At 46.3% G+C, this 13115-nt stretch carries 13 protein-coding genes and 2 pseudogenes; 6 read left to right on the top strand and 9 right to left on the bottom strand.

The annotated features are described in order from the left end of the window. The first annotated feature begins 439 nt into the window (after nucleotides 1–439). On the top strand, nucleotides 440–886 hold the full coding sequence (gene tnpA, locus AB9P05_RS02380; RefSeq protein WP_371906921.1) for an IS200/IS605 family transposase: 447 nt from the start codon (nucleotides 440–442) through the stop codon (nucleotides 884–886). A gap of 65 nt (nucleotides 887–951) precedes the next feature. On the opposite strand, the gene AB9P05_RS02375 is transcribed toward tnpA, so the two are convergent. Then, complete coding sequence (locus AB9P05_RS02375; protein WP_371907213.1) at nucleotides 952–1812, bottom strand: hypothetical protein; 861 nt, start codon at nucleotides 1810–1812, stop codon at nucleotides 952–954. A gap of 239 nt (nucleotides 1813–2051) precedes the next feature. Here AB9P05_RS02375 and AB9P05_RS02370 point away from each other — a divergent pair, with 239 nt between their 5' ends. Continuing rightward, nucleotides 2052–2441 (top strand): nuclear transport factor 2 family protein, encoded by a 390-nt coding sequence (locus AB9P05_RS02370; RefSeq protein ID WP_371907212.1) that lies wholly within the window; start codon nucleotides 2052–2054, stop codon nucleotides 2439–2441. A gap of 109 nt (nucleotides 2442–2550) precedes the next feature. Here the strand turns inward: AB9P05_RS02370 and AB9P05_RS02365 are convergent, their stop codons facing one another. From AB9P05_RS02365 to AB9P05_RS02350, 4 genes are all read right to left on the bottom strand, one after another. Further along, entirely contained in the window at nucleotides 2551–3201 is a 651-nt protein-coding gene (locus tag AB9P05_RS02365) for a hypothetical protein (protein WP_371907211.1), read from the bottom strand. 3 nt (nucleotides 3202–3204) lie between these two features. Then, the gene (locus tag AB9P05_RS02360) at nucleotides 3205–3435 is read right to left on the bottom strand and encodes a hypothetical protein (RefSeq protein WP_371907210.1); all 231 of its coding nucleotides are present in this window, start codon (nucleotides 3433–3435) and stop codon (nucleotides 3205–3207) included. Nucleotides 3436–3948: 513 nt separating this feature from the next. Next, entirely contained in the window at nucleotides 3949–4119 is a 171-nt protein-coding gene (locus AB9P05_RS02355; RefSeq protein WP_371907209.1) for a hypothetical protein, read from the bottom strand. A 76-nt stretch (nucleotides 4120–4195) separates the two neighbouring features. After that, on the bottom strand, nucleotides 4196–5506 hold the full coding sequence (locus AB9P05_RS02350; RefSeq protein WP_371907208.1) for a DEAD/DEAH box helicase: 1311 nt from the start codon (nucleotides 5504–5506) through the stop codon (nucleotides 4196–4198). Nucleotides 5507–5799: 293 nt separating this feature from the next. Here AB9P05_RS02350 and AB9P05_RS02345 point away from each other — a divergent pair. Both AB9P05_RS02345 and AB9P05_RS02340 read left to right on the top strand, forming a co-directional pair. After that, nucleotides 5800–5886: pseudogene (locus AB9P05_RS02345) on the top strand (DUF2281 domain-containing protein); the annotation flags it as partial. 8 nt (nucleotides 5887–5894) lie between these two features. Beyond that, nucleotides 5895–6212, top strand: a pseudogene (locus AB9P05_RS02340) (type II toxin-antitoxin system VapC family toxin); the annotation flags it as partial. Between the two features lie 44 nt (nucleotides 6213–6256). On the opposite strand, the gene AB9P05_RS02335 reads toward AB9P05_RS02340, so the two are convergent. Both AB9P05_RS02335 and AB9P05_RS02330 read right to left on the bottom strand, forming a co-directional pair. Then, nucleotides 6257–6898, bottom strand: a complete 642-nt coding sequence (locus AB9P05_RS02335) for a fibrobacter succinogenes major paralogous domain-containing protein (RefSeq protein ID WP_371907207.1) — start codon at nucleotides 6896–6898, stop codon at nucleotides 6257–6259. A 25-nt stretch (nucleotides 6899–6923) separates the two neighbouring features. Continuing rightward, complete coding sequence (locus tag AB9P05_RS02330) at nucleotides 6924–7520, bottom strand: GIN domain-containing protein (RefSeq protein ID WP_371907206.1); 597 nt, start codon at nucleotides 7518–7520, stop codon at nucleotides 6924–6926. Between the two features lie 388 nt (nucleotides 7521–7908). On the opposite strand from AB9P05_RS02330, the gene AB9P05_RS02325 reads away from it, so the two are divergent. After that, complete coding sequence (locus tag AB9P05_RS02325; protein ID WP_371907205.1) at nucleotides 7909–8457, top strand: hypothetical protein; 549 nt, start codon at nucleotides 7909–7911, stop codon at nucleotides 8455–8457. A gap of 760 nt (nucleotides 8458–9217) precedes the next feature. Here the strand turns inward: AB9P05_RS02325 and rhuM are convergent. Further along, nucleotides 9218–10291 carry a RhuM family protein gene (rhuM, locus tag AB9P05_RS02320; protein WP_371907204.1) on the bottom strand — a complete coding sequence of 358 codons (1074 nt, stop codon included), beginning with the start codon at nucleotides 10289–10291 and terminating at the stop codon, nucleotides 9218–9220. 592 nt (nucleotides 10292–10883) lie between these two features. Between rhuM and AB9P05_RS02315 the strand changes: the two genes are divergently transcribed. Continuing rightward, nucleotides 10884–11093: a hypothetical protein gene (locus AB9P05_RS02315; protein WP_371907203.1), complete on the top strand. Its 210-nt coding sequence runs from the start codon at nucleotides 10884–10886 to the stop codon at nucleotides 11091–11093. Between the two features lie 1391 nt (nucleotides 11094–12484). Here AB9P05_RS02315 and AB9P05_RS02310 read toward each other — a convergent pair. Further along, nucleotides 12485–12622: a hypothetical protein gene (locus tag AB9P05_RS02310; RefSeq protein WP_371911328.1), complete on the bottom strand. Its 138-nt coding sequence runs from the start codon at nucleotides 12620–12622 to the stop codon at nucleotides 12485–12487. Nucleotides 12623–13115: the final 493 nt, after the last annotated feature.

Genomic DNA, 13115 nt, shown 5'->3' with positions numbered 1-13115 from the left:
CGGTTTGATATAAAGCCTGGTATGTAAGTACCACTCACCTATGTAAAGAAAGACGATTCGGCTTAATATGGTCTGTATTTATCAAACCCGGAGACCTGCCATAGGTATGATACCTTGTGTGCCAGACTGGGTGATATTATCTATTAACTTTTATTAGCTATGAAAAAAAAGATTTCACTAAAAGATCTCAATGTAAAGAGTTTCAAGACCAGTAATCATACCCTTAAAATAAAGGGAGGAACAATCTTTACCCAAACTAATCTGTGTACCTATTGTGCAGGACAGCAGTGCGCAGCATAATGCCATAAGGCTTACTCAGTCCTCAAAGCTTATAATGAGCCGCAGCCATAAGGTATGCGGCTTTTATTAATCGAATTAAAACCACCGTCTTAGACGGTGGTCATGTTTGAGGGCTATGCCAGTAGGGGTATATTGTGGAATGAGCAAGTATCGTAAGCTATCGCATAGCTTTTACTATTGTGTCTATCATGTAGTATGGACCCCGAAGTACCGCCACCGTATACTTCGTGATATTGTTGCAGATACGTTGGAGAATAAGATAAAGACGATATGTGAATGGAAGGAGGTCAAGGTAGAAGAGTTGAACATTCAGCCAGATCACGTTCATTTGGTATGTAGTATACCTCCGAAACTTAGTGTATCAGACTTCATGGGTATTCTCAAGGGTAAGACAGCGATCATGATGTTTAAGAACTTCAAGAGTCTTCGCAGAAAACCCTATTGGGGCAATCATTTTTGGTCACGAGGCTATTTTGTAAGTACGGTAGGCATAGATGAAGAAAAGATAAAGCGGTATGTTAAGTATCAGGAGAAGGAAGATAAGAAAGAGGATGGGGATATAGATATCCCGCTATTCGATAACTGACTATCCCCCTTTGGGGGTAATAACCATTGAAAACCCCCTCCTTTGGTGGGGGTAATTTATTTTATCTAAAAAGTAGTGAATACAATCTCGATGCTAAAGGTGCTCTCGTACTGGTAAAGGCTTTCCCCGAACTTATAGAATGTAGGCCGGTAGCGTCCGCCAATGGTGGTAGACTGAGATAGCTTCAGGCCACCAAACAGATCCAGCCCCGCCACTCTTTGCGTAAGCCTCAGGTCCTCTGCCGGCCACCATTCAAAGTGATAGCTATACGTATGGCTGCCATAGGTAAGTCCGTACCCCAGTACCAGCCGGTTCAGGTACATCTGCCTGGTTAGGCTCAGGTACAAAGCGTGGTAAGTCTGGTAGTCACCTTCATAAAATATGGGTACGGGCACAAATACAGGAAAGTCCGTTATAGCAGTGGCCATAAGACGCAGCGAGCGATTGCGCCTGTCATTAAACTCTATACCTGCCCCCAGACCAAAAAAGCCCGCACTGCGGCCCTTCCATTCAGTGTCGGGTCTAAAGTAAAATGTATTTATATACGGCAAACTGATCACCGCCCCCCACCTACCTTTTTCTTCTGTGAGTTCCTGGTTTAAAAAAGGCCTCACGTTTAAGGCAGGGGTTACATAGATATCCTGCACACTATCTGTTGCGTCTATCCGGTGTGTGTGGCCGTAATGGAAGCGTTTGGGATTTGTGAGATCGACCACATAAGCAGCCGGTGCCAGGTATGTCCAGCAAAGGTTGGTAAACAGAAACTTACGCTCCACTGCCGGGTGTAGCTGTACCGTTTTCCCGATACTGTCATGCTGTACACGAATGCTCAGGGGCTGCTTTGACCGCGTCACGGTAACAAAGGCAGGCGAAGTATAAGTACTGTCACCTATGGTAATCAGACCTTTATTGTCTGGCGTTCCCACCGTTATTTTTTGCGTTTGCTTATTTAACAGAGTGGTGCAACCAGTGCATGCAGCTAGTAGGGCCGAGAGCCATAGCACCCGGCATACGTATGTGTACATAGGGGGTTCAGGGTGTTTGTAGCATAGGCACACCTTAATCGAAAAAGGTTGGAAGCCTCTGCATAATCAGACAAAAACTTTATATTGATCATACCCCTTATTGATTGAATACTAACTCGTTACATTTACCTTAAAAAATAATGAGTGACCTGAAGATAACGACCCCCCACCTAGGGATTAACAGTCCCAAAAAAGCCTTTCTTAAGGACTTTAATATAGCATTTGGCGAAGGGGACATCCCGGCTATAATGAAGGGGGTAAGCGAGGATATCACCTGGGACATACATGGCGACCGCCGCATAGAAGGCAAGGAAGCCTTCGGGAAGTTTTTAGAGGAAATGGTTCAGCATCAGCCATCCGAAGTGCACATACACCATATCATCACGCATGGTAAGGAAGCGGCCGTCAACGGCGAAGTGGTTATGGCTGATAATAAGCGCTATGCTTTTGCAGATATTTACGAGTTTACGAGCGCCGGCAGCCAGGTGATTAAGTACATGAGCAGCTACGTGCACGAGTTGGTATTTTAGACAGGATTATCAGAGAGCAAAGGTTCTGCCCTCGCTCCAAATGAAAAAAGCTTCCCTGCCACAGATTAGCAGAGAAGCTTTTTTTATAAACTTAATAGAGCCTCTTTACTCAGGAATCCCCGAAGATGATTTCTCTAAGCTTGCCTTTTTTCTCCTCTACTACTTCCTCCAGGGCATCCAGCTTTTCTTCTGCCTCTTTCAGTATGCGCTCCTTGTCAGTGATTTCCGCCTCTTTGGCCGACCCTTCCTTCTTCATCTCTTCCAGCTTCTCCAGTGCTTCTTTCAGCCTGCCTTTCCGCTGCTCTATCTCCTCTTCACTCTCTTCTATTTCGTCCTCCAGGTCCTCGGCTTCCTTCTTCACTTTGGCCCTGGCTTCCGCTGACCGTAACTGACCAAACTCCCGGCCTGTCATATTACCCTTGTGCCTGCCGTAGGCATTGCCATTTCCGTGCTTATGAGCTTTGTCTTTGTCATGACTATGGTCATCATCGTCATGGTCGTGCGCATCATCATGATCGTGTGCGTCAGCCTTGTGCTCCTGCCGGCCCTTATCTTTTTTGCCATTACCGCCTTTGTGGTCATGGTCATGGTCATCATCGTCCTCATGGTCGGGCGCCGCTTCTTTTTCCTTTTTGCCGTGGGCTTTCTCTTCCTGCTTTTGCTTGCCCCGCCCGCGCTCTTCAGACTTACCCTGCGCCATCGCCGTGCCACCTGTGCATAGCGCGATAGCGGCAAATAATATGATCAGTTGATTTTTCATGACTTAAAAGTTTTCCAGTAATGAATCTACTTCCTGCAGGCTTTTTTCTCTGGCTTGGCGTACTTCTTCAGCATCGGACTGCAGCTCTACAGATAATTCCTCTGCCGTTTCCATTTCTTCCTCCTCAGTCAGTTCAGTAGTAACCTGTGCTTCTTCTGCTTCCTGCTTTTCCTCACCGCCACCACAGCTAAACAGCATCGCCGGAAAAGCCAACACTAATAGGGACTTCTTCATTAGATTATATTTTTCCGTTAAAAGTACGGCTTACAGAGCAGTATGGGTAACCAATATTTGTAGAAATAGTACATGTGAGGGTAGGGGGCTATTACTATCCACCCCTAGTGGCCTGGTGGGTTAACGTAATCAATAGTCCCTGGTCAACTTAGTCCTCCTTTGGCACTTTTTTTCATGCGGCTATATGATTCAGTTCTGATAGCCGCAGGCAAGCGGCATTATACGTTAGTCAATTGAAAAAGGCCGTATTATTAGCTATATTATGTTTCAACCAATAACAATACGTTCTATGAAAAAGGTAAGACTTAGTGAAGTCCGGCTGAAAAGCTTTAAGGTTATGAATACTCCCAAAATCAAAGGGGGGGGCTAACCGGACGGGCGACCCCTACCAAAATACGGAATGTTGTATAGAGAGCTGGTATCATCCCTGCTATTAAACAATATGAAAGCCGCCATTGGGCGGCTTTTTTTGGTAGATTAAATAGAAAGCCTCTCCTATGAGGCTTTTCTAAATCAGATCATAAAATTAACCCCATTCGAGCACCTGTAGTTAAGTGTTTCGCATCCATTTAGTGGACAGTTGGTATAATAGCTCTTTTCATACCCACCTTTTATAGAAGTCTTTTCTTCTGTGGTTTTGAAGCTTTTCACATTAAGTGAAGAGATATTCAGTTTCTTTTTCATAGTTGAAATATAGATTTAGTTTTCAGCAGTAATTTAATTCTTTTTTGGAAAGTATGCTGAAAGCGTCATCCATGCTTTATACCACCGACACCCGCACCTTTTTCTTCTTCAGCTTCGTGTTATTCACCTTTGGTAGTAGCTCCTTTACCTCAGAGGCTTTTACCGATACAAAAGCGCAGTCATTTTTAAGTTCGATGACTCCCAGAGCGTCTTTATCTAGGTTTCCCTGTTTGATAAATAGGCCTGCTATATCACCTTTAGATATTTTGTCCTTTCTGCCTCCGGAAATGAACAGCGTGCTCCACTGAGGCGCTTCCGGCAGGTCGGTTTTTTCCAACTTTTCCTCGGGTATATCCCCGATGAATTCCGGCACCTCCTCCTTTTCGTATAGCAGGACATAAGCCGTACCATTACTGTTCATGCGGGCCGTCCTGCCATTGCGGTGCGTAAACTCCTCACCCCGGAAGGGCAGGTGGTAGTGAATGATAAAGTCAATTTCCGGCACATCAATGCCCCTGGCCGCCAGGTCAGTCGCCAGCAGTAGCTGATGCGTTCCGTTCCTGAATTTGATCAGTGCCCGCTCCCTGTCCGTCTGCTCCAGGCCTCCGTAGAACGCGCCGTGAGAGATGTTATGTTCCCCCAGGAAGTCGCTGACACGCTGTATCGAGTCTTTAAAATTACAGAAGATAATGCCGTTCCCCTCCCCAATATGCGCGATCAGCTCAAGGAGTGTCTCCAGCTTATCCTTCTCCGGAGAGATCACCTTTTTCAGTTGCAGCCGCGAGCTTCGCTGGTCCAGGTAGTCAATCGTAACAGGGTTTTGCAGGCCTACAAACCTGGGTATGCGTACGCCCTGCGTGGCCGAGGTCAGTATCTTCTTATCCACATTAGGCAGTAAAGTGAGGATGTCCTTCATCTCCCCTTCAAAGCCTATTTCCAGCGACTTATCAAACTCATCCAGCACCAGCGTGGTGATGTGTTTGGTATCGAAAGCTTCCCGCCTCAGGTGGTCAGATACCCGGCCCGGCGTACCGATCAGCACCGCTGGCCGCGTTTTTATCTCCATGCGGTCTTTAGACCCCATACGCCCTCCGTATACCGCATTTACCTTAAAGCCCGTGCCCATCTCGCGCATCACCTGCTCTATCTGTATCGCCAGCTCACGCGAAGGCACGATGATCACGCTCTGGATCTCCTCACAGCTTGGGTCCAGGGCCTCGATGATAGGCAGCAGAAAAGCCAGCGTTTTGCCCGTGCCCGTAGGCGACAGCAAAATCACCTCGCTTTCAGTTGCAATGGCCTCCTTTGCCTCGATCTGCATAGCGTTCAGCTTCTCTATGCCTAATTTAGCTAATATATCTGCCTGGCTTTTAATGTGTGTGGACATGGGGTAGGGGGAGTATTAAATAATAGGGCAAAGATAGGGGCAATTGTTGGGTTCTCTAGCGTGTGAACTATTCTTGCTGGTAATCTTTTCTGTTTATTTTTGCGTTAAAATGATTGAAGGTGATTATAATTGATCATCTGTGAGCAAACCTGATCTTCAGTGAACATATTTGATCGATCATAACACAAATTGATGTTTACACCAAGCTAACCTTATTACCTAAAGCACTTCAGGAGCAGGTTAGTGACTATATTGAGTTTCTTTTGCAGAAGTCTTAAAAGGAGACAGCAGCCAAAAGGAAGCCCGGGCTTGCAAAAGCCATGGTTAAAATGAGAGATGATTTTGATGAGCCGCTCAATGATTTTAACGAATACATGTAATGAGGTAATTGCTGGATACACATGCTATTTTATGGTTCCTCTCTGAGTCTGATCAGCTTCCTGAAAGCGTAAAGAATTTAATAATCGAGCCTGAAAACGAATGTTATGTCTCTGTAGCCTCGTTATGGGAAATGGCCATTAAGCACTCGCTTGGCAAGCTGGAACTGCAAATGTCATTAGAAAAGCTATTTGAATTAATTACGGAAAGTGGCTTCAAATTACTCCCCTTAACCCCTTCTCATGTTTTGGCCAATGCCTCCCTTCCTTTTGTAGAAGGACATCGAGATCCATTTGATAGACTGATCATTTCTCAGTCACAAGCAGAAGGCCTGACTGTTAGATACATTTGGCAACTCATTAAGCCACTTCACTACCTATCCCTCACATACCGCACGCTAAAGCCGCAGCCTTTATTGCCTGCGTCTCTTCCTATCCTGCCATTGGTCAGCCCGAGTAGTCGCTCTATACCTCTGCCTGCATCTACTTCGTCCGCACACCAGAAGTTTGCATGCTGCTGCGCGAAGTTAAACTTCCCGTAATCTGTCATCCAGCCACCGAAGACCACCTCCAGGCCCGTATCCCCTTCTTTCTTCAGGCGGTCCGCCTCATTATTCTCTCCCCTCCAGGTTTTATCATCAATAGCATTAGCGTCTATACCAATATGCCGTTCCAGCTCTTTCCACTCCTCATCGCTGGGCACGTGCCAGCCCTCCGGGGCCAGCTCCCGGGCCGCCTTCCAACTGTATAGCGCCCCATACATTCCGTATTGCGGAGTCTTTTTGGCTTCTGTAAGGCTTGAGCCGTCATAATCATACACCCAAACGCCACAGTCGGCCTCGCCCGGCTCACAAATATACGGCAGGTAAGCGAAGTTTTCCGCCAGCCATTCCTGCTCACCTATCCGTACCGTTTTGTACGCATGGCCATCCCTGGGGTCGATAAACCTATCGGCGGGTAGCTGTACCGTGTTTTGGACTGCGGCTCCTTTTGTACAGCTCAAAATGATAAGCATTAGTAAAATGTGCCTGCGTATCATATTACCTGCTTTCGATGGTGCCGCCGCCTGAGATTTCCTTTTTCACAGCAGGGTCGCCCTGGTAATAGAGCCTGCCTCCGCCTTTTATCTCACCATGGAGGCTTTTCTCAACCGTGGCCATCACCTGGCCCCCTCCCTTGATAGCAGCATGGAGAGAACCAATACGAAGAGCTGATAAATTCATGTCTCCGCCTCCCTTTAGGCTACATTTGAACGACTCGACAGGAGGGAAGCCTTTCATGATGCTAATGCTTCCGCCACCTTTTTGCTGTATGCTGCTAAGGGCTGATGTATAGATGTGTACCTCGATAGGACAGTTTCCCGTAGCATTTTCTGCTGGCCCTATAGATAGTTCTCTATAACTCACGGTAGCCTCCACCTCATCCAGGCACCGGCCCGCCCCTTTTATTTCTATTTTACTGCTCCTGCTATAATGTATATAATAGGTGCCCCCACCCTTAATACTAAGCGATGTAAAGGCCGGCAGGTCAATTTCCTTACCCGGGCCAGTATGTACTGTATTCACTGGCGTGTTAGCCCGCACAAAGCCCGCATGAATACAAAGCAAAGCAAAGATCAGAGGTAGTATTTTCTTCATAATCGTTTAGTCATATGTGATTTACACTGCTCCTTTGCAATGCATATGCCAAATGAAAAAAGGTGCCTGCATCGAATTTGAGGCCTGGTGTACACCTTTAAGCTGTTCGGGGTTGGACACCTAAAGCATACAACCGGACGGTTTTTTTCGCGGTAACATATGTCCCCGCCGAATGAGCTAGCGCATGCAATGGGCGCCATCAGCCTGCCCGCTGACTAGCGGGTCTGGCCCGACATTCTATACCCATAACTACCTTCTCCCGTCTATTCCGATGATAAAGTGAAGGGTGTGATAGATTTATTTAAATGGAATTAATTTCATTTATTATTTATAGAATAATAATAATTAAGTACACTTAAGAAGTGTAACCAAATAAATATCTGAAAACATGAAAAAACATAACATTTTTTACGTTCTATCTTTGCTCATGTTGAGCGGCTGTGGGGTTCAGTTGCAATCTGTGGTAGATCCACATCTTTCTACATCATACAAAAGGCCACTAATCGTCATACCTTTTGAATCCGGCAGAACAGTTACTTTTTCAAACTCCCTTAAAAGGCACCTTGAAGATGTATTTAGTCAAAATCAGCAAGAGGTAGATGTACTTCTGATTAGTGCTGACCGGCGAGATGAACTTGCTTTAAATGTCGAGGATGACAGAGACAAGAAAATCGCCAACGCCATTGTAGAAGGCGGAAAAGATTTGGTTATATTTTTCAAGCCTGAGCAACTTGAATACTATAATGGAACGCTGCAAACCGCGTCATACCAATTAATAGGTATCGATACCGGAACAAACAGGGAGGTCTGGAAAGCAAATTATTCATCTTCAGGTTCCTTTGGCCCATCCATATTTGCAAGAGCCTCAGCTGAGAAAATATTCAAGCAATTATTAGATGATAATATTATAAAGCCTACATCTGCTGGTACCCCGTAAGGTCGCAGCTAACGCTAACCATGTAATCCAGCAAGGGCACCTGACGGTCACCGATTATCCCCGGCGCATGACGTGGGCGCTCTGCAAGAGGTCCCCATCGCCTAGCTTATTGTAGCCATACCAGCAACTGCTTTTTATTGATAATGCCTTTTTAATTTGTCCATGGCACTCCTTATTTCCTCTCTTAGTTTTAGAGGGAATAGGCTTTCCTTTTCAAAAACCTTGCTAGCTATTTGTTCTGCAGTCAAATCAAATACAGTACATATCATAGTGAAAACTGTGTACCAGTCTTCAAGGTTGATTTTTTCGCCTAATACTTTCTGAGTGTCCAGATTCTGCCGAAAGGTTGACCCTGTATGATGGGTTCTAAAATCAGCTATTTGAATGTGAGTTCTTTTTAAGCTTTCAGTCCAGCTTGCATCGATAGAATCAAACTTGGCACCTTTAAACTATTTTAACACCTCGGAAAAGAGATTCAATTGAATGTTGAAGAAAGTTTCCAAACCCAGTAAGCAGAAGTTCAATAATAATAGAAAAAATGGGCGCACAAGTAAACCTATACGCATTATAAATTTTGATAAAGTGTATAGTTTTACTAAACGACCCAAAAAATTCATTTATTGTTTACTATTTAAAAAAATCCTGTAAAAAGATAGTTGCCAAATAAATTAATCATAATCTAATACCTCTAAACAAATTTGAATGCAAGCATCAATATGATTACAGATTTCTAAGACTGGCTGGGTAGGGGAAATCATTTTCATTCTTTCTTATTCCTATTCAGCATGCTTACCGTCAAATTCTTCACCGTTTGCATTTCTTCCGGCTTACTGGATGCTATGAAAAGGGTAAGGCTGGCCAATGCCTCATTGCTGATAATCATTTCGCCTTCGCTGTTTATGAGCATAGCATTCTGTTTTAAGAAAAGCAGGAAGCATGCAGCGGCTATTCTTTTATTACCATCAGCAAAAGCATGGTTTTTTATGACAAGGTAAAGCAACATGGCCGCCTTTTCTTCAAGGGTAGGGTAGAAGTCCTCATCACCAAAGCCTTTGGCTATTTGTGATACTGCACTTTCAAAACCCTTATCTTTTTCAAGTCCAAATACGGCTGAGTCAAACTTTGCCTTCATTGCCTCAATTACCTGCTGGTATTCTTCTTGAGTAGGATATTCTGCCTGCTGTTTAGATACACCTTTAGTATCCAGTTGCTCATGGTCGTAGTCATCCAGTAGTGTTAGCCCCTTGGCATATTGATTCAGCCATTCCAGGCCCTCTTCCGTGGCTTTCTCTTCAATAGCTCTGCTAAGAATCTGAATTCCTGACTTTAAAAACCTCACCTCCTGCTGCGTTTGCTCAAGGCGCTGTTCATTGATCGCATATCCCTTAACCAGGTAATCTTTTAGCCTCTGGGTAGCCCACTGCCTGAACTGGGTTCCCTGCAATGATTTTACACGGTATCCAACTGAAATAATGACATCAAGATTATAGAATTTAGTAGTCGTTTCTTGCATTTTATCGGCCATAGCACCGTGCTGAGTGGTATGTGCAAATTTTGCACATACCACTTCCTCGTCAAGCTCTTCCTCTTTAAAAACATTCCTGATGTGCCTTCCTATAACCGTTCTGTCTCTGCCAAACAGTTGACTAAGTTGTTCCTGATTCAGCCAAACCGTTTCAGAGTCTATTCTAACATCAAGCTGAACATCGCCCTCGGTACTCTGGTATATTTCTATCTTGTTACTGGCCATATGAAGGAAATTACTCAACTTGGCGGAATTTCCTCCAAGTTCAAAAAGCTCGAATTTACGAAAGATCAGGCTAAAATCTCTCATTCCTCTCTATCCGCTATCTCACCCACCACGGCCTCTATATTACGCTTCACGTCTATGTCAGCGAAGCGTAGGAAGTACAGGCCGTATTCTTCTAGTGGCAATCCCCGGCGCATGACGTGGGCGCTCTGCAAGAGGTCCCCATTGCATGGCTCCCATCGTCTGGCAGACTGTAGCTATACCCACCACTGCCCTCAGCCTACAGATAGCATAGATAGTTGGCGGTATTTGACTCAGTCCGCCAGGTTGCATTCTTGAGAATGCATACCGCAAGCGCGACCTTTTCACTAAGGGAGCCTGTATAAGCGTCACTTAGGTGAAAGACCCTATTTTAAAGAAAGCGTCAGGATGCTCTTTGTCAACACTACTCTTTATCAGTGCTTCTCTCATCACGATTGCTTATCCCGGTATTTCCTTCGTAAGTCGTGCCCTGAGCGCGTCGCCGTTCAGGATGTGGTACAGATAAGATTGGGAGCTCAAATACATAAGTGTGGAACGGCTTAATCAATAAAAATTAACTATATCAATTATTTATCTTATTTTAAGAATAACCAAATTAATATGGCCCTAGGCCCTGAATTAAAATCTTTAAATTATGAAAAAAGAAAAATTAAGCCTGGATCAATTAAGATTGACCAGTTTTGTAACAGTCCCTGGCATGAGAGTGCATGGTGGGGTACCCCCAAATCATACGGTCATTGATGATAAATATCCTGATGATCCTGAATGGGAAATGGGAACCCGTGGAGGCTGTACGCATTATGAAAATATGTGTAATGAAACTAATTACCGTAATTGCGCATAACTTTAAAAGAATTGTAACGAAAAAGACCGCCTTGTGCGGTCTTTTTTTGCTTTATGCATATCTATTTAAGTCCTAGCAGACTTAATGTACTAGTATCATCCGGGGATGTCCTGTAAAATGAGCACCAAACCCATCTACACCACCACCTTCCCATTCCCCTCTATCCACTCCGCTATCTCAGGCACCATAGCATCTATATTACGCTTCACGTCGATGTCGGCGAAGCGGAGGAAGTGCAGGCCGTATTCTTCCGGTCACGTATAATCCCCGGATAAGCGAAGCGCATTCCGGGGTCCCCATCGTTTGGCAGACTGTAGCCATACCCGCCACTGCCTTTAGCCGACAGTCTACTTCACTTCTGGAGTCTCTTTAAGCTAGCATTCAGCTAGCAGCCGACGGGTCCCGGGTCGGTGCCCGGGCTAGGCGCCCCCGGATGGCGCTTTAAGGAAGCTTCCGCGCAAGCAACTTCAGAACCTTCCGGAAAGGAATGATGTCGTTCTGTTTCTTATGCATAGCTGGGTGTTCCGGTCACAGATTATCCCCGGGCGAGCGTAGCGGTGACCCGTGGGCGCTCTGCAAGAGGTCCCTATCGTCTGGCTCACTCTTGCCATACCCGCCACTGCCCTTAGCCGACTGCCTGCAATACGTCTGGGGTCTCATTAAGCCAGCACTCAGCTAGTAACCGACGGGTCTCGTTTCACTCGCCCGGGAATGGTGCTTTAAGGAAGCCCCGCGCAAGCAGCTTCAGATCCTTCCGGTAAGGAATGATATCGTTCCGTTTCTTTTGCATAGCTGGGTGTTCCGGTCACGTATAATCCCCGGATAAGCGAAGCGCATTCCGGGGTCCCCATCGTTTGGCAGACTGTAGCCATACCCGCCGCTGCCTTTAGCCGACAGTCTGCTATACGTCTGGGGTCTCTTTAAGCCAGCACTCAGCTAGTAGCCGACGGATCCCGGATCAATGTCCGGGAATGGCGCATTAAGGGAGCTTCCGCGCAAGCAGCTTCAGATCCTTCCGGTAAGGAATGATATCGTTCCGTTTCTTTTGCATAGCTGGGTGTTGTTGGGGCTGCGAATATAGGGTGTAGGGCGGTTTTAGGCAAGTGGTGGTGTTGGTACGCTTTTGTGTGGACACTTCTGCTGTGACATCCCCCGGACGCACCATTCTACTTCCAAATTAACTAATTACCCCTTCCCCCTATCGGATCATCCATACTGCCCTTCCTTATCATTCGCTGCCAAAGGGGGACTACATTCTGCATCTTTTAAGAAAGAGAAAAGCCAATTAAGTGCACACTCAAAGTCCCCCTTTGACAGGGGGCAGGCGTAGAATGCTGCTTTGGAACACCGCCGTTGCGTCCGGGGGATGTCCTGTAAAATGAGCACTGAAGCTACACCACCAACTTCCCATTCCACTCCACCCACTCCGCTATCTCACCCACCACTGCATCTATATTGCGCTTTACGTCGATGTCGGCGAAGCGGAGGAAGTGCAGGCCGTATTCTTCCAGGCGCTCCTGGCGGATGATGTCATTGGCGGCGACTTCGGGGAGGTCGTGGCTCCGGTAACTGATAATCCCCGGGCCGAGACCCGGGGTCCCTATCGTCTGGCAGATAGTTGCTATACCCGCCGCTGCCCATAGCCGACAGTCTGCTATACTGCTGGGGTCTCATTAAGTCAGCACTCAGCTAGTAGCTGACGGATCCCGGATCAATGTCCGGGAATGGCGCATTAAGGGAGCCTCCGCGCAAGCAGCTTCAGATCCTTTCGGTAAGGAATGATGTCGTTCCGTTTCTTTTGCATAGCTGGGTGTTCCGGTCACAGATTATCCCCGGGCTTAGACCCGTGGGCGCTCTGCAAGAGGTCTGTATCGTCTGGCGGAGAGTAGCCATACCAGCAACTGCCCTTAGCCGACAGTCTGCAATACGTCTGGGGTCGCTTTAAGCCAGCACTCAGCTAGTAGCCGACGGATCCCGGAACGGCGTCCGGGAATGGCGCATTAAGGTCACTTTCGCGGCCGA

Source organism: Roseivirga sp. BDSF3-8, from assembly GCF_041449215.1.
Lineage (GTDB): Bacteria > Bacteroidota > Bacteroidia > Cytophagales > Cyclobacteriaceae > JBGNFV01.
This window is presented reverse-complemented; position numbering and strand designations above follow the sequence as displayed.

Bases quoted from the DNA above. Each gene is read 5' to 3' on its own strand.
- AB9P05_RS02360 (WP_371907210.1), bottom strand. From the start codon at position 3,435: ATGAAGAAGTCCCTATTAGTGTTGGCTTTTCCGGCGATGCTGTTTAGC.
- tnpA (WP_371906921.1), top strand. From the start codon at position 440: ATGAGCAAGTATCGTAAGCTATCGCATAGCTTTTACTATTGTGTCTAT.
- AB9P05_RS02325 (WP_371907205.1), top strand. From the start codon at position 7,909: ATGAAAAAACATAACATTTTTTACGTTCTATCTTTGCTCATGTTGAGC.
- AB9P05_RS02335 (WP_371907207.1), bottom strand. From the start codon at position 6,898: ATGCTTATCATTTTGAGCTGTACAAAAGGAGCCGCAGTCCAAAACACG.
- AB9P05_RS02355 (WP_371907209.1), bottom strand. From the start codon at position 4,119: ATGAAAAAGAAACTGAATATCTCTTCACTTAATGTGAAAAGCTTCAAA.
- AB9P05_RS02370 (WP_371907212.1), top strand. From the start codon at position 2,052: ATGAGTGACCTGAAGATAACGACCCCCCACCTAGGGATTAACAGTCCC.
- AB9P05_RS02350 (WP_371907208.1), bottom strand. From the start codon at position 5,506: ATGTCCACACACATTAAAAGCCAGGCAGATATATTAGCTAAATTAGGC.
- AB9P05_RS02365 (WP_371907211.1), bottom strand. From the start codon at position 3,201: ATGAAAAATCAACTGATCATATTATTTGCCGCTATCGCGCTATGCACA.
- rhuM (WP_371907204.1), bottom strand. From the start codon at position 10,291: ATGAGAGATTTTAGCCTGATCTTTCGTAAATTCGAGCTTTTTGAACTT.
- AB9P05_RS02315 (WP_371907203.1), top strand. From the start codon at position 10,884: ATGAAAAAAGAAAAATTAAGCCTGGATCAATTAAGATTGACCAGTTTT.
- AB9P05_RS02330 (WP_371907206.1), bottom strand. From the start codon at position 7,520: ATGAAGAAAATACTACCTCTGATCTTTGCTTTGCTTTGTATTCATGCG.